The sequence below is a fragment of the Luteibacter sp. E-22 genome (genome assembly GCF_049913125.1).
Taxonomy (GTDB): Bacteria; Pseudomonadota; Gammaproteobacteria; order Xanthomonadales; family Rhodanobacteraceae; genus Luteibacter.
This window is the reverse complement of sequence record NZ_CP183975.1, coordinates 1520827-1538634: the sequence shown is the minus strand read 5'-3', so window position 1 is coordinate 1538634 and position 17808 is coordinate 1520827. Positions and strand designations below refer to the sequence as shown.

17 protein-coding genes are annotated in these 17808 nt (G+C 67.5%); 9 read left to right on the top strand and 8 right to left on the bottom strand.

Annotated features, from left to right (window positions below; translation table 11 throughout):
• Positions 1-37: 37 nt before the first annotated feature.
• Together ACN9M2_RS06755 and grxC are read right to left on the bottom strand one after the other, a co-directional pair.
• Positions 38-427 carry a carboxymuconolactone decarboxylase family protein gene (locus ACN9M2_RS06755; RefSeq protein ID WP_426287351.1) on the bottom strand — a complete coding sequence of 130 codons (390 nt, stop codon included), beginning with the start codon at positions 425-427 and terminating at the stop codon, positions 38-40.
• Positions 427-696 carry a glutaredoxin 3 gene (grxC, locus tag ACN9M2_RS06750; protein ID WP_426287350.1) on the bottom strand — a complete coding sequence of 90 codons (270 nt, stop codon included), beginning with the start codon at positions 694-696 and terminating at the stop codon, positions 427-429. Before grxC ends, ACN9M2_RS06755 begins: the two co-directional genes overlap by 1 nt.
• 160 nt (positions 697-856) lie before the next feature.
• Between grxC and ACN9M2_RS06745 the strand changes: the two genes are divergently transcribed.
• The 9 genes from ACN9M2_RS06745 (at position 857) to ACN9M2_RS06705 (ending at position 11565) form a co-directional block, all read left to right on the top strand.
• Complete coding sequence (locus ACN9M2_RS06745) at positions 857-2473, top strand: M48 family metalloprotease (RefSeq protein ID WP_426287349.1); 1617 nt, start codon at positions 857-859, stop codon at positions 2471-2473.
• 79 nt (positions 2474-2552) lie between these two features.
• Entirely contained in the window at positions 2553-3242 is a 690-nt protein-coding gene (phoB, locus tag ACN9M2_RS06740) for a phosphate regulon transcriptional regulator PhoB (RefSeq protein ID WP_166698972.1), read from the top strand.
• Positions 3243-3300: 58 nt separating this feature from the next.
• Positions 3301-4578: a phosphate regulon sensor histidine kinase PhoR gene (phoR, locus tag ACN9M2_RS06735; protein WP_426287348.1), complete on the top strand. Its 1278-nt coding sequence runs from the start codon at positions 3301-3303 to the stop codon at positions 4576-4578.
• Positions 4579-4678: 100 nt separating this feature from the next.
• Positions 4679-6757, top strand: a complete 2079-nt coding sequence (gene ppk1 / locus ACN9M2_RS06730; RefSeq protein WP_426287347.1) for a polyphosphate kinase 1 — start codon at positions 4679-4681, stop codon at positions 6755-6757.
• On the top strand, positions 6754-7899 hold the full coding sequence (locus ACN9M2_RS06725; RefSeq protein ID WP_426287346.1) for an MGDG synthase family glycosyltransferase: 1146 nt from the start codon (positions 6754-6756) through the stop codon (positions 7897-7899). Before ppk1 ends, ACN9M2_RS06725 begins: the two co-directional genes overlap by 4 nt.
• The gene (locus ACN9M2_RS06720) at positions 7896-8420 is read left to right on the top strand and encodes a hypothetical protein (protein ID WP_426287345.1); all 525 of its coding nucleotides are present in this window, start codon (positions 7896-7898) and stop codon (positions 8418-8420) included. The genes ACN9M2_RS06725 and ACN9M2_RS06720 overlap by 4 nt, the downstream gene beginning before the upstream one ends.
• A gap of 93 nt (positions 8421-8513) precedes the next feature.
• Complete coding sequence (locus tag ACN9M2_RS06715; RefSeq protein ID WP_426287344.1) at positions 8514-10031, top strand: exopolyphosphatase; 1518 nt, start codon at positions 8514-8516, stop codon at positions 10029-10031.
• Between the two features lie 65 nt (positions 10032-10096).
• A complete protein-coding gene (locus ACN9M2_RS06710; protein ID WP_426287343.1) occupies positions 10097-10840 on the top strand; it encodes a peptidylprolyl isomerase in 744 nt (247 codons plus the stop codon).
• On the top strand, positions 10837-11565 hold the full coding sequence (locus ACN9M2_RS06705; protein WP_426287342.1) for a UDP-2,3-diacylglucosamine diphosphatase: 729 nt from the start codon (positions 10837-10839) through the stop codon (positions 11563-11565). The genes ACN9M2_RS06710 and ACN9M2_RS06705 overlap by 4 nt, the downstream gene beginning before the upstream one ends.
• 150 nt (positions 11566-11715) lie before the next feature.
• Here the strand turns inward: ACN9M2_RS06705 and ACN9M2_RS06700 are convergent, their stop codons facing one another.
• The 6 genes from ACN9M2_RS06700 to ACN9M2_RS06675 form a co-directional block, all read right to left on the bottom strand.
• Entirely contained in the window at positions 11716-12516 is an 801-nt protein-coding gene (locus ACN9M2_RS06700) for a ferritin-like domain-containing protein (protein ID WP_426287341.1), read from the bottom strand.
• A 42-nt stretch (positions 12517-12558) separates the two neighbouring features.
• A complete protein-coding gene (purF, locus tag ACN9M2_RS06695) occupies positions 12559-14037 on the bottom strand; it encodes an amidophosphoribosyltransferase (protein ID WP_426287340.1) in 1479 nt (492 codons plus the stop codon).
• Positions 14038-14049: 12 nt separating this feature from the next.
• Positions 14050-14685, bottom strand: a complete 636-nt coding sequence (locus ACN9M2_RS06690; RefSeq protein WP_426287339.1) for a CvpA family protein — start codon at positions 14683-14685, stop codon at positions 14050-14052.
• Between the two features lie 41 nt (positions 14686-14726).
• A complete protein-coding gene (locus tag ACN9M2_RS06685; RefSeq protein ID WP_426287338.1) occupies positions 14727-15785 on the bottom strand; it encodes an SPOR domain-containing protein in 1059 nt (352 codons plus the stop codon).
• 87 nt (positions 15786-15872) lie between these two features.
• On the bottom strand, positions 15873-17168 hold the full coding sequence (folC, locus tag ACN9M2_RS06680; RefSeq protein ID WP_426287337.1) for a bifunctional tetrahydrofolate synthase/dihydrofolate synthase: 1296 nt from the start codon (positions 17166-17168) through the stop codon (positions 15873-15875).
• A complete protein-coding gene (locus tag ACN9M2_RS06675) occupies positions 17165-17785 on the bottom strand; it encodes a GNAT family N-acetyltransferase (protein WP_426287336.1) in 621 nt (206 codons plus the stop codon). The genes folC and ACN9M2_RS06675 overlap by 4 nt, the downstream gene beginning before the upstream one ends.
• Positions 17786-17808 lie beyond the last annotated feature (23 nt).

Below are 17808 nucleotides of genomic sequence, written 5' to 3'. Positions count from 1 at the left end.
AGTTTGGCGCCCGTCTTGGGGCGCCCGTCATGCCTGTTCAGGTGGCGGAGTGATCCGCGCAGGCCGCGGCATCCGCCGGCGCCTCGGTTTCCAGGGAGTCGAGGAAATCGACCGCGCGGCGCAGGTGCGGGATGACGATGGAACCGCCAACGACCAGGCCAACGCTGAACACCTCGAAGAACTCGTCCCGATTCACGCCCGCTTCCTTGCACTGCGCAACGTGGTAGCTGATGCAGTCGTCGCAACGCAGCACCATCGACGCCACCAGGCCGAGCATTTCCTTGGTCTTCACATCCAGGGCGCCCTCGCGGTACGTCTGGGTGTCCAGGGCGAAGAACCGGCGCACCACCTGGTTGTCTTCCGAGAGGATGCGTTCGTTCATCCGCTTCCGGAACGCGGTGAATTCTTCCACGCGATCGCCGGCCATCAGTGCGTCGCCCCGAGGATCTCGGCCAACCGACCGCTGCGGTCGGCGGCGGCGAGGTCGTCGAAACCACCCACATGAGTGCCGTTGATGAAGATCTGCGGCACGGTGCGGCGGCCACCGCTCTTTTCCAGCATCGCGTCGCGCTGGGCGGGATCGGTATCGATACGCACCTCGTTCCAGGAAAGGCCCTTGGCTTTCAACAGGTTCTTGGCGGCCACGCAATAGGGGCAGACGGCGGTGGAATAGATGGTGATATCGGGGCTGGACATGGAGGGATTCTCCGAACCGGAATGGGCGCAAGATGGCGACCGGCAGCCGAATTTGCAAGGACGGGGCGAACCCCGCCGCCTCGACGCGGTCGAAGACCATCCCACCGCCGCGACCGTGGACGGTGTCTAATCGTTAGGTGATGGTATCGTCGTTCGACCTATGCGCCTGCCCCTTTCCCGCCTCTCCATCCTTGCCGCCACCGCCCTCGCGACCTTTGCCGCAGGGGCCCAGGACAACGTCCGCCTGCCCGACCTCGGCAGTTCGGCCAACGCCCTGATCAGCCCCCGGGAGGCCGACGAGTACGGTGCGATGATGCTGCGCCAGATGCACGCGCTCGACCTGACCGTCGACGATGCCCTGGTCGACCAGTACATCAACGACCTGGGCTACCGTCTGGTCGCCTCCAGCGACCGGCCGAAGGACCACTTCTCGTTCTTCATCGTCAAGGACACCCAGATCAACGCCTTCGCGGCACCGGGCGGATACATCGGCGTCAACGCCGGCCTGATCAACATCACCAGCAGCGAAAGCGAGCTGGCCGGTGTCATCGCTCATGAAATCGGCCACATCACCCAGAACCACCTCTACCGCGCCTTCGAGGACTCCAAGAAGAACGCTCCGCTGATGGCCCTGGTCCTGCTGGGCGCCATCGCCGCCGGCGCTGGCGGTGGAGCCGGCGACGCGGCGCCGGCGGTACTCATGGGCGGCCAGGGGCTGCTCATGCAGCGACAGATCAACTTCACTCGCAAGGACGAGATCGAAGCGGATCGGGTCGGCATCCAGACCCTCGCCAACGCGGGCTACGACCCCGAGGCCATGGCCGAGTTCTTCGGCCGCATGCAGGACACCTTGCGCGTGGGCGAAGGCGAGGAAGCCCTCCCCGCCCTGCTCCAGACCCACCCGGTGACACTGGCGCGCATCAGCGATGCGAAGGCGCGGGCGCGGGTGATCGAGGAGAAGCAGGCGAACAAGCCGCGCCTGTCCACGCTCGACAGGGCCACCTGGGAAAAGAGCACGGCTCCGGTCCTCTTCGTGAAGGACCCGACCACCCTGGTCAACGCCACGGGCAAGGCCGCCCCGGAAAGCGCCGGCGATACCTACGCGTTGATGCGCGAACGCGTGCGGGTACTCTCCGGCGACGCCCAGCTTCTTTCCTCCTATTACGCCACGAACCTGAAGCGCAAGGATTTCGACACCGCCGCCAACCGCTACGGCTATGCACTGGCCCTGCTCCGCACCGGACATGGCGCGCAGGCGGTAGACCAGCTCCAGCCCTTGCTGGCCGGCCAGCCCGGCAACGTCATCCTTCGCCTGGCCATGGCCGATGCCTATGAAAACGCCGGTCGCCACGGCGACGCCATGGCGATCTACAAGGCCCTGCACGATAACTCGCCGCGCAACCGCGCCGTGACGCTGGGCTATGCGCGGGCCCTGACCGACAGCGGCCGTGCCGACGACGCCCGCGCGGCATCGGCCATGCTGCGGCCGATGCTCGACGACAGCGACGACCCGGAGATCTTCCGCACCTTCGCCCGCGCCAGCGAACGCTCCGGCGACACGATCCGCGCCGCCGAGGCCTATGCCGACAGCGCCTACCTGTCCGGACGCCCGTTCGACGCCATGGAACAGCTGCGCCGCCTGCTCAAGCGCGACGACCTGGACTATTACCAGCGTTCACGCATCCAGGCCCGGACCAGTGACCTCACGCCCCTCCTCCTGGAGTTGCGCAAGCGCCGGATCACCACCGACGACAATCCCGACGGGCGCAGCCAGTAGGCCAATTGTTACGATTGTCATTGCCGTGTAACACAGCACGGCTGCAATATGACCGTCACAGCCAACGAGCGGTCCCAGCGTGCATAAACGCATCCTTATCGTGGAAGACGAGGCTTCGATTCGCGACATGGTCGCCTTCGCGCTTCGCAAGGCGGGTATGGACGCGGCTCACGCCGCGGACGCCCGCGCCGCCCAGATGGCCATTTCCGAGCGTGTTCCGGACCTCATCCTGCTCGACTGGATGCTGCCCGGCACGAGCGGGCTGGAGCTGGCCCGCCGCCTGCGCCGCGAGGAACTCTCGCGGGAAATCCCCATCATCATGCTCACCGCCCGCGGCGAGGAAATGGACCGCGTGAACGGCCTGGAGGCCGGTGTCGACGACTATGTCATCAAGCCTTTTTCCACCCGCGAGCTGATCGCCCGGATCAAGGCGGTGCTCCGCCGCAGCCAGGGCGACGACGGTTCCGGCGTGGTCGAACTGGGTGGCCTGCGCATCGACGGGCCGGCACACCGGGTGTTCGCGGGCGAGGACGCGGTGCCTATCGGCCCGACCGAATACCGCCTGCTGTTCTTCTTCATGACCCACCCGGAAAGGGTGTACTCGCGCGCCCAGCTGCTCGACCACGTGTGGGGTGGCAGCGTCTACGTCGAGGAACGCACGGTGGACGTGCACATCCGCCGCCTGCGCAAGACCCTCGAACCGTGGAAGCTCGACGACATGGTCCAGACGGTTCGTGGCGCGGGCTACCGGTTCTCGTCGAATACCTAGGTTTTCGCGGGCCAGCCGCGCTATGGTGCGTTCCACCAGACCGTCATCGGCTCGACGCATGCCCGTTCGTTTCGTTACCAGTTGGCGATTGCCCGTCACGTGTGCCGTCCTGCTCGTCGCGGGCGGCGCCGTGGGCGCGTTTGCGGGCGCCGCGCTTGTCGGCGTGACCGTGGTCGCGCTGGCGGAAATCGTCGTACTGCTGTCGCTGTTCCGTCACAAGCCGGGGCCAATGTTGCAATCGTCCGCCACGCGCCCCCCTGAGTATGACCGTCTGATGACCCGCACCCGCCGTATCGCATCCCGCCTGCGCGACCTGCGCAGCGCGGCTGGAACACTGCCCGACGCGGTGGTCCTGCTGGACCACTCGTTACACGTGCGCTGGTTCAACCATGCGGCGGAGGAACTGCTCGGCCTGAAGCGCCCGCGCGACCGGGGCCGGCCGATCGCCGAACTGCTGCGCAACAGCGAATTGGCGGACTGGCTCACGGACGGTGCGCGGGAGCCGCTGAACGACGTCACCTCGCCAGGCCATCCCAACCGCCACGTGACCGCCACCCTGCTGCCTTTCGGCAGCCGCCAGCGGCTACTCCTGGCGCGAGACACCAGCCACCTCACCCGGCTGGAACAGATTCGCCGCGACTTCGTCGCCAATGTCTCGCACGAATTGCGTACGCCGCTGACCGTCATCCACGGCTACCTCGAATTGCTCGACCCGGAAGACGTGCCGGAACTCGCCCCCGTGCTCGACGAGATGCGCGCGCAGTCCAAGCGCATGGGCCAGATCGTGGAAGACCTGCTCACGCTCTCGCGCCTGGAAACCCAAGACCATGTGGCGGACGAACACGTGCAGATGTCTCCCCTGCTGGCCAGCCTCCGCAAGGAAGCCGAGGCCCTGAGCCAGGGCAGGCACACGGTATCGCTCGACATCGCCACCTCATACGACCTGCTCGGCTCGCCGAAGGACCTGCACAGCGCCTTCTCGAACCTGGTGAGCAACGCGGTGCGCTACACGCCCACCGGCGGACGCATCGCCATCCGCTGGGCCGAGGACGAGGGCGGCGCCAGGTTCTCGGTGCAGGATTCCGGCTTCGGCATCCCCGCCGCCCATATCGCCCGGCTTACGGAGCGCTTCTATCGCGTGTCGTCCAGCCGCTCGCGCGACTCGGGCGGTACGGGCCTGGGCCTGTCGATCGTGAAGCACGTGCTGAACCTGCACCAGGCACGCCTCTCGATCGAGAGCGAGCCAGGCAAGGGCTCGACCTTCGCCTGCGTTTTCGGCAGCGACCGCCTCCTCGACGGCGCACGGCTGCAGGAAGCGGCCGGGTTGCATCCCTGAGCCATGCCTGTGAACGCGCCCGGGGCTTGCTGCGTTGCCGCTTTCCGGCATGATCGTCGATGAGCCACCATCGGCTGCCGTGAAAAGACCAGCGGAACGAATGAGCGATCCTGTCGACCTCGGCGCCCCCGAGCTGTACATCAACCGCGAACTGGCGGCACTGGAATTCAACTTCCGCGTGCTCGCCCAGGCCCGCGATCCGGACGTACCCGCCCTGGAGCGGCTGCGTTACCTGACCATCGTCAGCAACAACCTCGACGAGTACTTCGAGGTGCGCGTGGCGGTGCTCAAGCACAAGCACGCGCTCGGCGCGGCCATTCCGGGCGCGGACGGACTGTCGTCCAGCGAGATCCTCACGCGCATCCGCGAGCGCACGCTGGAGTTGGTCACCGAGTTGTACGGCACCTGGCGCGACGAACTGCTGCCGGCGCTGGCCACCGAAGGCATCCGTTTCCTCACCCGCGACGACTGGAGCGACAAGCAGCGCCGCTGGCTGCTGGGTTACTTCCAGAACGAGATCATGCCGGTGCTGTCGCCGCTGGGGCTGGACCCCGCACATCCGTTCCCGCGCATCCTCAACAAGACGCTCAACCTCGCCGTGGTGCTCAAGGGCCGCGACGCCTTCGGCCGTGAGGGTCATATGGCCCTCGTGCGCGCGCCACGCTCCCTGCCCCGGATCATCCACCTGCCCGCCGCGGTCTCGGACGGCGACGGAGATTTCGTCTTCCTGGCGGAAGTGCTGCAAGCCTTCGCCGACGAGATCTTCCCCGGTTTCCAGGTCTGCTCCACGTACCAGTTCCGGGTCACGCGCAACAGCGAACTCGTGGTCGAGGAGGCCGAGGTGGAGAACCTCGCCCGCGCCCTGAGCGAGGAACTCGCCGGACGCGGCTATGCGCGTCCCGTCCGCCTCGAAGTAGGCGCCGACTGTCCTCGCGCCATCACCGAGATGCTGATCGCGAACTTCCAGTTGGAGGAAGCCGATGTCTATCGATGCGACGGCCCGGTCAACATCATCCGCGCCGGCCTGATCTACGACCAGATCGACCGTCCCGAACTCAAGTTCCCCCGGTTCACTCCACGCCTGTCTCCCGCGTTCGAGAAAGGGGTGAACGAGTTCGACGTGCTCGGCACGCGCGACGTGCTGCTGCACCATCCCTACGAGTCCTTCGCCTCGGTGGTCGAGCTTCTGCGCCGTGCCGCGCAGGACCCCGGCGTGCTGGCGATCAAGCAGACGCTCTATCGCGCGGGCAAGGATTCGCCCCTGGTCGATCTCCTGGTGGAGGCGGCACGCAACGGCAAGGACGTCACGGTAGTGATCGAGTTGCGCGCGCGCTTCGACGAAGAGGCCAACATCGGCCTGGCCAACCGCTTGCAGGAAGCCGGCGTGCAGGTGGTCTACGGCGTGGTCGGCTACAAGACGCACGCGAAGATGCTGCTGATCGTGCGGCGCGAGGCGGGCGGCGTGCTGCGGCGCTACGTGCACCTGTCGACGGGAAATTACCACCAGGGAAACAGCCGCGGTTACACGGACATCGGTCTCATGACCGCCGACCCGGAAATCGGCGAGGACATCCACAAGGTCTTCCAGCAGCTGTCGGGCCTCGGCCCGATGATCCAGCTCAAGCGCCTGTTGCACTCCCCTTTCACGTTGTACAGCAGCGTGATGGGCAAGATCGAACGCGAGATCGAGCACGCCCGCAACGGCCGGCCTGGCCGTATCGTCGCCAAGCTCAACGCGCTGAACGAAGCGCACGTGGTCGAGGCCCTGTATCGCGCGTCGATGGCGGGCGTGCAGATCGACCTCATCATTCGCGGCGCGTGCACGCTGCGGCCGGGCGTCCCCGGTATCTCCGAAAACATCCGCGTGCGCTCGATCATCGGCAGATTCCTCGAACACAGCCGTGTCTACTGGTTCGGCAACGATGGTGCGCCGGAACTGTATTGCGCCAGCGCCGACTGGATGGAGCGCAACCTCATGCGCCGCATCGAGGTCGGCGTGCCCATCCTCGAACCGGCGCTGGCACGCCGCGTGTACGACGAGACACTGGCCAACTACCTGCGCGACAACACGCAGGCGTGGCTGTTGGGCAAGGATGGGCGCTACACGCGCAGCCATCCGGCGAAGGGCGAGGCGCCGTATAGCGCGCAGCAGGCCCTGCTTGCGGCTTATAGCGGGTGAAGCGGCGCATCCTGCTCCTGTCGGTATCCGCTGGCGCGGGGCATGTGCGCGCCGCGGAAGCCCTCGATGCGACCGTGTCCGCACTCGCGACCGGCGGGCGTGAGATCGAGGCGAAGCATCTCGACGTCATGGACTACGTGCCGTCGAGCTTCCGGCGTGTCTATGCGGATTTCTACCTGCGCCTCATCACGCGGCACCCGCAACTGTGGGGCATGCTCTATCGCATCACCGACGACACGCGGCCCGAAGCGGTGACCCAGCGCATGCGCCGTACGATCGAGCGGCTGCATACACGCCGGCTGCGCGCGGCGATCGCGCAGTTCGCTCCGGACGCGATCGTCTGCACGCATTTCCTGCCTGCCGAGATGTTGATGCGGCAGATTCGCAAGGGTCGCATCACGGTGCCCGTATGGCTGCAGGTCACCGATTTCGACCTGCACCGCATGTGGGTGATCCCGGAGATGACCGGCTACTTCGCCGCCAGCCCCGAGATCGCGCAACGCATGCGTGCGGTCGGGCTGCCCGCGTCGCGCGTGCACACCACGGGCATCCCGGTGATGCCTGCGTTCGCCGAGCCGCAGGATCGCCGCGCCCTTGCCGAATCGTTCGGCATGGACCCCGACCGGCCGGCTTACCTGGTGATGGGTGGTGGCGCAGGCGTGGGTGCGCTCGACGAACTGGCCGACACGCTGCTTTCCAAAGGCGGGGATTTCCAGTTGGTGGTCCTTGCCGGCCGCAACGCCGCGATGCTGGAGCGCCTGCGCACGCTCGCGGCTACGAGGCACGTGGGACGCCTGTTTCCACACGGGTTCACCCGCCATGTCGAGCGCGTGATGGCCTGTTGCGACCTCGCCATCACCAAGCCCGGCGGCCTCACCACGTCGGAGTGCCTGGCGATGGGCCTGCCCATGATCGTCAACGCACCGATTCCCGGCCAGGAAGAACGCAATGCGGACTACCTGCTGGAACAGGGCGCGGCATGGAAAGCCATCGATGCCGTGGCCCTGGCCTGGCGGATCGGCGAACTCCGTGCCCATCCCGCGCGCCTGGCCGCCATGGCCGCCAGCGCACGTGCGATCGGCCGCCCACATGCGGCGCGCGAGGTGATCGACACGGTGCTCGCCGACCTGGACGGTACATGAGTCATTCGCCGCGTCGCCGACTCGCCGCCGTCGTCTCGACCGCCCTGTTCACCTTGCTGCTCGCCTTCATGTTCGCCCACGTGGAGATCGAGATCGAAGGCCCCAACGGCTGGGCCACCAGCCTGCCGACCTGGCGCGTCGATCACCACTGGCTGCTCGACCTGCTCTGGGGCGGGCGGCCCATGACCGGGTACCACGCATGGGTCTTCCCGTTCATCGCCTTGTTTTTCCATTTTCCGATGGTGTTCCGTGGTTTCTGGAGCTGGCGGGCACAAGTTCGTGCGATCGCCTGCGTGATGCTGTTCTGGGTCGCGGAGGACGGCCTGTGGTTCGTGCTGAACCCGGCGTTCGGGCTGGAACGCTTCAATCCGGTCGACGTGCCCTGGCATCGTCATTGGTGGGGACCGGCGCCCAGCGACTACTGGGTGTTCGGTTTCCTTTGCATCGTGTTGTTCGTTCTCTCGGCGCTGCCGAAGCCGCCGCGCCGCCTCTCGGCGGGCACCCGCCTCCGTTCTTCGTGACATCTCCACCCATGCACACACGATTCACGTGCTTGCACGCAAGACCCGGCACCATGCCAGAATCCACCGACACGCCGCTGCGGACACTCCACCTTGGCACCGACAGGTAAATCGCAGATCAACGAAGGCGAATTGCTCGCCGCCGTCGACCTCGGCTCCAACAGCTTCCATATGGTCGTCGCCCGCTACGAACACGGCGAACCCCGCGTGATCGACCGCCTGCGTGATTCCGTGCGCATGGCCGTGGGCCTGCGCCCCGACGGCACGCTGGATGCCAACCATCGTGCCGCCGCGCTCGCCAGCCTCGCACGTTTCGGCCAACGCATCGCCGGCATTCCCGCCCTGCACGTGCGGGCCGTGGCGACCAACACCGTGCGCCGGCTGGCCTCGCCACATGCTTTCCTCTCCGCGGCCGAGGCGGCCCTGGGCCATCCGGTGGAAATCGTCTCGGGACGCGAGGAAGGCCGCCTGATCTTCCTGGGCGCGGCACACGACCTGCCCGCCTCGCGCGATCATCGCCTGGTGATCGACATCGGCGGGGGCAGTACCGAATTCATCGTCGGCCGTGGCACGTCGCCCATCCTCACCGAGAGCGTGCAGGTGGGTTGCATCGCCTCGACGCTGCGCTTCTTCCCCGGTGGAAAGATCACCCGAAAGCGCTGGTTGCGGGCGCGCCGCGAGATCGGCGTGCTGCTCCAGCAATTTTCGGAGGATTACCGTGAAGCCGGCTGGGCCGATACCTATGGTTCATCGGGCACCGCGAAAGCCATCGGCTCGGTGGTCCGGGCCATGAAGTTGTCCGACGACGGCATCACGCCGGAATCGCTCGCGGCGGTCCGCGAGGCGCTCATCGAGCAAGGGTCCTCCGCCACGCTGAAACTGCCGGGCCTTGCCGATGATCGTGCCGAGGTATTCGCGGGTGGCGTGGCGATCTTCGAGGCCGCGTTCGACGCCCTCGGCATCGATCGCCTGCGCGTTTCGGAAAGTTCCATGCGCGAAGGCCTGCTCTGGGACCTCATCGGCCGCTCGGCCGGCACCGATCCGCGCATGGCCAGCATCGATTCGCTGGCCAGCCGCTATGGCGTCGACCGGGCCCAGGCCCGCCGCGTGGAGACCACCGCGCTGGCCTTGTTCGACCAGTTGGCCAAGGTCTGGAAGCTCGACAACGACGCGCGCGAGTGGCTTTCCTGGGCCGCGCGCGTACACGAACTCGGCCTCGCCATCGCGCATAGCCAGCACCAGCGCCACGGCGCGTACATCCTGCGCAACGCCGACATGGCGGGTTTTTCCCGGCAAGAACAACAATTGCTCGCGGCCATCGTCGAGTGCCACCGGCGTAAGCCCGAGAAATCGGTCATCTCCGCGCTGCCCGTGCGCTATCGCATGCTGGCCCGCCATATCACGGCGATCCTGCGCCTGGGCGTGCTGTTTCGTCGTGCCCGCCGGGCGGAGGCGCTGCCGCGCATCCGTGCCGTGGCCACGCGCCAGCGTCTCCGCCTGGCCCTTCCCGCGGACTGGCTCGACCAGCATCCGCTGACCGAAGCCGACCTGGAGCAGGAACGCGAGCCGCTGGCCGAGCTGGGCCTGGAACTGGAGATCGTGACCGAATGACCGCGATCCGCCCGGCAAAGGGGGGTATCATGCCGGGAATGTTCCACCGTCACGACCGGTCACCCATGCTCAAAGCCGTCTTCGCCAGCGTCCTCCTCGCCCTGCCCGTCCTCGCATTCGCGCAGGCGACCAAGCCGGCGACACCGGCGCCCGGCCCCGTCGAGCATCCCCGCGTGACGATGCACACCACCCAGGGTGACTTCACCCTGGAGTTGTTCCCGGAGAAAGCGCCCAAGAGCGTCGCCAACTTCCTGCAGTACGTGCGCGACGGCTTCTACGACGGCACGGTGTTCCACCGCGTCGTCGACGGCTACATGGTCCAGGGCGGCCTCTACAGTCGCGACCTGACACAGCGGCGCACCCGCGCGGCGATCCCCAGCGAGGCGGACAACGGACTCTCCAACCTGCGCGGCACCGTCGCGGTGGCACGCGGAACCGACCCGAACTCGGGTACGGCACAGTTTTTCGTCAACCTCGTCGACAATCGTCGGCTCGACTACGTGAGCAACCAGAGCGGCCTCACCTGGGGCTTCGCCGTGTTCGGCAAGGTCGTCACCGGCATGGACACGATCGACAAGATCGCCGCCCTGCCCACGCGCGCGCAGGGTCCGTTCGTCGGCGACGTGCCGAATCCGCTGGTCGTCATCGAGTCAGCCAGCGTGGTCGGCGAAGAGAAGGCGGCGCCCGCTCCCTCTTCTTCCACCGCGGCCCCCGCCAGCGCACCGGCGAAGCCCGCGACCACACCGGCCAGACCAGCCACGCCCAAAAAGGGCGAGAAGAAAACTCCGACGCCGCCGAAGGCCGCATGAGTACGCTATTCATCGCCGACCTGCACCTCGACGAGGCGCGGCCCGATATCACCCGGTTGTTCGAAAACTTCCTCGCTTCGGACGAAGCGCGCTCGGCGAATGCTTTCTACATTCTCGGTGATCTCGTCGAAGCATGGATCGGCGACGATGACGATGCGCAACTGCCGGCACGCATCGCGAAGGCGACGCGTGGCCTGAGCGAAGCCGGTGTTCCCGTCTACTTCATGGTCGGCAATCGCGACTTCCTGCTCGGACCCGCCTTCGCCGAACGCGCGGGCATGACCCTGCTCGACGACGGCACCGTGCACGACATCGAAGGCGTGCCCACCTTGCTGATGCATGGCGACGTCCTCTGCACCGACGATGTCGAATACCAGGCCGTTCGCGCCCAGGTAAGAACGGAAGCATGGAAGGCCCAGGTCCTCTCGATGCCGCTGGAGGCGCGCCGCGCCTTCGCCGCGCAGGCACGCAGCGACAGCAAATCGCGCACCGGCCGCATCGACGAGACGATCATGGACGTGAACCAGGGCGCGGTCGAAGACGCCATGCGCCACGCGGGCGTCCGTCGCCTCGTGCACGGACACACGCACCGGCCCGCCATCCACGAATTCGAATTGGATGGCGCGCCTGCGCAACGGATCGTGTTGGGCGACTGGTACGACCACGGCTCGGTCCTGTCGATCGACGATAAGTCCGTCGACCTGCGCGGCCTTTCGCTCGGCTGATACCTGACCGGCGGTGCCACTTGGTGGGAACCGGGCTCTGTGTGGGAGCCGGCTCTGCCGGCGATGGGTGCTTGCCGTGACCTGGCCCGATGCCGCGGGACCGCCGACAAGGTCGGCTCCCACCGGGCAAGCTCATGCGGCACGGCCGGCTCAGCCCAGGGTGCTTAACCAGGCCAGTTCGCTCTCGGAAAACCCCGCCGCGCGGCGCGCATCCAGGTTGAATGGACCTCGCAGCGAACCATTCATGTAATCGGCGAGCAGCTGCGCGAACGTGGTCTCGGGCTCGATCCCGTCGCGCTCGCAGCACCAATGGAACCAGCGCGTTCCCGCCGCCACATGGGCCACTTCCTCGCGCAAGATCACTTCGAGGATCGTGACGGTGCGTTCGTCGCCCTGACGCCGCAGCCGCTCCATCATCCCGGGAGTGACATCGAGCCCGCGGGCTTCCAGCACGCGTGGCACCAGGGCCATGCGTGCCGTATCGCTGTGCGCGGTCTTCTCCGCCATTTCCCACAAGCCGTTGTGCGCGTCGAAATCACCGTAGACGTGGCCGAGTTCGGCGAGGCGGCTGGACAGCATCGTGAAATGCCGCGCCTCGTCGTTGGCGCACGAGGCCCAGTCGCGGTAATACGACAGCGGCTTGCCGCGGAAACGGTAGACCGCGTCCCAGGCCAGGTCGATGGCATTGAATTCGATATGCGCGATGGCATGCACGAGCGCAGCGCGGCCTTCCGCCGTGCCCAGGCCACGCTGTGCCACTTCGCGGGAAGGGACCAGGCGAGGACGTTCGGGCCGACCCGGAAGCGCGATGGGACGCGCCGGCGGCGATGACGGGTCCGGCATCAGTTCGCCCGCTTGCAGGGACGCCCAGGCCTCGAAGCTGAGCCGGACCTTCTCGGCCGGATCGGCGGCATCGAGGCAACGTCGGGCGGCGGCGTGCAGGTCGTTCATGGATCGCTGGCGGCGTGATTCGTCATCCGCGCCGCCTGTCGCTCAGGCGCTGCGGCGCTCGTTCTTGGCCGCGTCGGAGCGCAGTGCTTCCTGCTGCTCGAGGAAGCCCGCCTCGACGCCCGTGACGTACTCGCCAGAGAAGCACGAGGTATCGAAACGGGTGAGCGCTTCATTGCCGTCGGCGACGGCCCAGACGAGGTCGTCGAGGTCCTGGTAGATCAACCAGTCCGCACCGAGCGCCTTCTCCACTTCTTCCACGGTACGCCCGGCCGCGACCAGTTCGGAGGCCGCGGGCATGTCGATGCCATAGATGTTCGGATACCGCACCGGCGGCGCGGCCGAGGCGAAATACACATTCTTCGCACCGGCGTCGCGCGCCATCTGGATGATCTGGCGCGACGTGGTACCACGAACGATCGAGTCGTCCACCAGCAGCACGTTCTTCTTGCGGAATTCGAGGTCGATCGCATTGAGCTTGCGGCGCACCGATTTCACCCGTTCGCCCTGCCCCGGCATGATGAAGGTACGGCCGATATAGCGGTTCTTCACCAGCCCCTCGCGCATGGGCACGCCCAGGGCCTGCGCCAGCGAGCTTGCCGCCGTGCGCGAGGTATCGGGAATGGGGATGACCGCGTCGATGCCATGGTCGGGACCACGCTCGCGGAGGATCTTCTCGGCCAGCTTCTCGCCCATGCGCAGGCGCGCCTTGTACACCGAGACATCCTCGATCATCGAATCGGGACGCGCGAGATAGACGTACTCGAAGATGCACGGCGCGTGGACGGCGCCTTCGGCGCAATGCTGCGCGTGGAGTTCGCCACCGTCGGTGACGATCACCGCTTCACCCGGCGCGATGTCGCGCAGGCGCTTGAAGCCGAGTACGTCGAGGGCCACCGATTCGGAGGCGATCGCATATTCGCGGCCTTCCGGCGTGACGCGCTCGCCGAGCACGAGCGGACGGATGCCATTGGGATCGCGGAAGGCAATCAGGCCATAGCCGAGCACCAGCGCGATGCAGGCATAACCGCCGCGGGCGCGCGCATGGACGCGCGAGATCGCCTTGAAGACGTGTTCCGGCGTGAGGTCACCGCGATCGTCCACCTGCAGTTCATGCGCGAGCACGTTCAGCAGCACCTCGGAATCGGAATCGGTGTCGATGTGCCGGCGATCGTCCTCGAACATTTCCTTGCGCAGGGTCTCGGTGTTCACGAGGTTGCCGTTGTGCGCGAAAGCGATGCCGTAGGGCGAATTGACGTAGAACGGCTGCGCTTCCTCGGTACCTTCGGAACCCGCCGTGGGATAGCGGCAGTGCCCGATGCCGATGCGGCCGCGCAGCTTGCTGACCCCCGCTGAATTGAAGACGTCGCGAACCAGGCCGTTGCCCTTGTGCAGGCGCAGGCGCGCGCCATCCACCGTGGCGATGCCGGCGGCATCCTGCCCGCGATGTTGCAGGACGGTCAGGCCGTCATACAGGGCCGATGCCACTTCCGTGGTACCGACGATGCCGATGATTCCGCACATGGGTGTTGCCTTCTACGAAGAGGCCGCCGTGGTCGCGGCGGCAGGGTGAGCATTCGAGTCTTTCGAGGGCTGCGCGGGAATCGTCATGTCGCGCAGTTTCATCAATTCTTCCCGGCTGGGCAGTTTCACGTCCGGCATCTTCATGTTCTGCAGCGCCGCCGGTGGGTGCATGTACTCGCGCACGTTCGCAGGCACCTGCTGGCCAAGCCACGCGGCCGGCGCGGCGAACTGCGGCAGCATCGCGGATTCGCGCCACATCGCCTCGTTCGGCAACGGCGTGAAGCCCAGCAGGAACACCACGCCACTCACGATGAGCACGCCGCGTGCGAGACCGAAGATCATCCCGAGCAGCCGATCCATGCCACCCAGCCCCGTTCCCGAGACCAGGCGCGAAATCAGGAACCGGAACACGGCGCCGACCAGCAGTACCGTGATGAAGCACAAGCCGTAGCCGATGGCGATCCGCGCCGTCGGCAGCGATACGCTGCTCTCGAAGTAACGCGCGACCACCGGCCCGAACAGCCACGCGATCCAGAACGCGGCCACCCAGATCACCAGTGAAAGCACTTCGGAGATGAGGCCGCGCGCGAGGCCGATCAAGACCGAAATGAACAGTACGGCAAGGATGACGTAGTCGGCCCAATTCACGTGACGCTCCTCGAATTCACGATGGGAGTCGCTCCGGCCCGTCAGGGCGCCGGGACGACGACCCCATCGAGACCCACCTTGGCCTTGATCTGGTCCTTCAGGCGCACCGCGTCGTCACGCTGCGTCTGCGGCCCCGCGCGGACGCGCCACAACTTGGCGCCGCCGCTGGAGGCGATGCTGTCCACATAGCCCGGAATGCCCGCGCCGCGCAGTTTGTCGCGCAGGCGCGTGGCTTCGGTCTCGCTGCTGACCGCGGCTACCTGGACAGCGAAACCACCCGCGCGTGGCGCGGCGGTGGGCACGCTGGGCGTGGCCGCGGCGGGTGCCGGGGTGGCGGCCGGGCGCGCCGGTGCCGGGGCGTCGGCGGTCTGCGTCTCGGCCCTGGTCGACAGGCTGGCCGGGGCGCCGGGGACGGCGGCGACGATCTTCAGGCGGGCGGTCTCGGCGGCGGCACGCGATTCGAACGGCCCGGCGGTGACCCGGGTAAGCGACTTTCCGGCCTGCGTGGTCGATGCGGTACTCACGGGATAGCCCAGGGCCTTCACTTTCTGCACGAGGGCGTCGGCCTTGGAACGATCCGCGTACGCACTGAGGTTGATGCTGTAGCTGCCCCGCGCGGCGGTGCCCGGCGGCAGCGCCGGTGCCGCGGCCGGCGTGGACGGCGGCGCGGAGGCGACGGGCGCGGTGGCGGGCTTGGCTGCCGGCTTCACCGGGGTCGCCGCCGGCTTGCCGGCGGCAGGCGCGGTGGCGAAATCTTCCGGCAGGGCGTCCGCCGGCTTGCGCGAGGCGATGTCCACCGAGGCGAGGCGGCCGCCACTGCCGGGGGTGACGCTCGCGGCAGGTGCCGAAACGGCGGGCGCGGGCTGCTGTGCCGCACCGGTGGGTGCGCCCGCCGTCTGCGGGCCATTCACCGTCGCGGGGGAGCCGGTCGGGGCCACGTCGAGCGTGCGCGTCTGCAGTTCGCGGTCCGGTGCCGGCGGAATCGCCAGGCTGACGGTCTGGTCGGCGTCGGACTTGGGCGGCGTGCTGGAGAACAACATCGGCAGGAACAGGACCGCCAGGGCGATCAGGACGGCGGCACCCAGCATGCGTGTTTTCAAGGAAGGCTCCATACGACCGGTGCAAAGCGAATCGCGTCGATTATAACCGGCAATGGACCTGCCCCGGCGCCTTGCCCGTGCCGACGTTCACGTGACCGTGGACAAGGCGGCGCCCGCGACAAAGAAGGAGCCGAAAAGCAGCACGGTGTCCTCGTCGCCCGCGGTGTCACGCGCGGCCGCCCAGGCCTGGGCGACATCCGGAAACGCCTGGGCGGCAGAACCCGGCAGCACGGCGGCGAGCGTGGCCGCGACCGCCTCGGCAGGCAGGCCACGCGGGGTATCGCGCTCCAGGCCGGCGAGGAACCAGCCGTCGATCCGCCGCCCCAATGCGGCGACCACACCGGCCACGTCCTTGTCCGCGAGGGCGCCGTATACGGCGAAGACGCGGCCTGTCGAAGGCTCGGCGTCCAGCCATGCCGCCAGCGCCCGCGCGGCCTGGGGGTTATGGCCCACGTCGACGAGGGTGCGCGGACGTTCGGCGATGCGCTGGAGACGGCCGGCCACGTGCACCTGTTCGAGGGCCCGCCGGATGGCTTCCGGCGATACATCCACACGGGGACCCAGGGCGTGGATGGCGGCGATGGCCGTCGCCGCGTTGGCGACCTGCACCGGCGCGTCGAGAGCCGGACGCGGCAGGTCGAGCACCGTGCCGTCCCGGTGGGTCCAGCGCCAACCCACAGGAGTTGCCCCCACCGGTGCGGCTTCCGCCGGTGCCGTGGTGACGGTATAGGCCTCGCCGGCGCGGACGATATGGGCGCCGATGTCGCGCAAGGCTTGCAGCAGGCCGGCCGGGGGTGCCGGTTCGCCGACGATCGCGGGCCTGCCCGCACGCGCGATACCCGCTTTCTCGCGGCCGATGCTGTCGCGATCGCCGCCGAGCCAGTCCTGGTGATCCAGGTCCACCGTGGTGACGACGGCGACATCGGGATCGACGATGTTCACGGCGTCGAGCCGGCCACCCAGGCCGACCTCGAGGATCGCGACGTCGAGTGACGCTCGCGCCATCAGGTCGATCGCGGCCAGCGTGCCGAATTCGAAATAGGTCTGCGGAATGTCGCCGCGCGCCGCCTCGATCCGTTCGAACGAAGCGACCAGGGCCTCGTCGGCGGCATCCTCGCCCTCTATGCGGATTCGCTCGTTGTAGCGGAGAAGGTGCGGCGACGTGTAACACCCCGTGCGGTAGCCCGCCGCGCGCAGCATGCCTTCGAGCAAGGCCACCGTGGACCCCTTGCCGTTGGTGCCGCCGACGGTGATCACGATGGGGGCCGGGCGCGGCGCGCCCATCGCCTCCCAAACCGCGCGCACGCGGTCCAGGCCCAGCGCGATATCGCGCGGGTGCGTGCGCTCCTGGTAGGCAAGCCACTCGGCCAGCGTGCGCGTCATGCGGATTCCCTGTCCAGTTCACGCATCCAGAAATCGAGCGTGTGCGGCGTCGCCGCGTCGGCGCCGACTTCCTTCCACGACAAGGTGCAGCTCAGGTCGATGGCCGGCTTGTAGCCCCGCCCGAGCCAGAACGCGTCGTTTCGATGGTAGTTCGCCGGCTTGCGCGGATCGCCCGGCTCGCGCCGCACCGAACAGAAGGCCGTCCAGCGGAAGGTCCCCGATGCGCGTGCATGCGCTTCGCGCGCATCGAAGAAGGCATGCCCGATGCCGCGTCCACGCCACGCCGCGAGTAACACCGATTCGCCGAAATAAAACACGTCGCCCGGCGCGATCCCGTGTTCTTCGAAGGGCCTGCGGAACGTCTCGCCCTCGTCGGCGAGAGGCATGCCGGTGGAGGCACCCACCGCGCGCCCCGACTCGTCGCGGGCGACGACGCAAACGCTGCGCGGCGAGGTGGCATATGCGGCCAGGTAGTCCCGCTCGTAAGAGCGGTCGCCGTCGTAGAGGTAAGGCCAGTCGCGAAATACGGCCTGGCGCAACCCGGACAATTCCTCGGCCACGGGCAGGATGTCCTTGCCCACGTAAGTCCGTACGTCGATCCCTGGAATGTGGCGCATGGCGGAAAGCCCAACGAAAGAGG

What these genes read in the sequence shown, in the direction of transcription:
- folC (WP_426287337.1), bottom strand. Translation starts at nt 17,168, where the DNA reads ATGACGCGCACGCTGGCCGAGTGGCTTGCCTACCAGGAGCGCACGCAC.
- ACN9M2_RS06720 (WP_426287345.1), top strand. Translation starts at nt 7,896, where the DNA reads ATGAGTCATTCGCCGCGTCGCCGACTCGCCGCCGTCGTCTCGACCGCC.
- ACN9M2_RS06745 (WP_426287349.1), top strand. Translation starts at nt 857, where the DNA reads ATGCGCCTGCCCCTTTCCCGCCTCTCCATCCTTGCCGCCACCGCCCTC.
- grxC (WP_426287350.1), bottom strand. Translation starts at nt 696, where the DNA reads ATGTCCAGCCCCGATATCACCATCTATTCCACCGCCGTCTGCCCCTAT.
- phoR (WP_426287348.1), top strand. Translation starts at nt 3,301, where the DNA reads ATGCCCGTTCGTTTCGTTACCAGTTGGCGATTGCCCGTCACGTGTGCC.
- ACN9M2_RS06755 (WP_426287351.1), bottom strand. Translation starts at nt 427, where the DNA reads ATGGCCGGCGATCGCGTGGAAGAATTCACCGCGTTCCGGAAGCGGATG.
- purF (WP_426287340.1), bottom strand. Translation starts at nt 14,037, where the DNA reads ATGTGCGGAATCATCGGCATCGTCGGTACCACGGAAGTGGCATCGGCC.
- ACN9M2_RS06705 (WP_426287342.1), top strand. Translation starts at nt 10,837, where the DNA reads ATGAGTACGCTATTCATCGCCGACCTGCACCTCGACGAGGCGCGGCCC.
- ACN9M2_RS06675 (WP_426287336.1), bottom strand. Translation starts at nt 17,785, where the DNA reads ATGCGCCACATTCCAGGGATCGACGTACGGACTTACGTGGGCAAGGAC.
- ACN9M2_RS06710 (WP_426287343.1), top strand. Translation starts at nt 10,097, where the DNA reads ATGCTCAAAGCCGTCTTCGCCAGCGTCCTCCTCGCCCTGCCCGTCCTC.
- ppk1 (WP_426287347.1), top strand. Translation starts at nt 4,679, where the DNA reads ATGAGCGATCCTGTCGACCTCGGCGCCCCCGAGCTGTACATCAACCGC.
- ACN9M2_RS06700 (WP_426287341.1), bottom strand. Translation starts at nt 12,516, where the DNA reads ATGAACGACCTGCACGCCGCCGCCCGACGTTGCCTCGATGCCGCCGAT.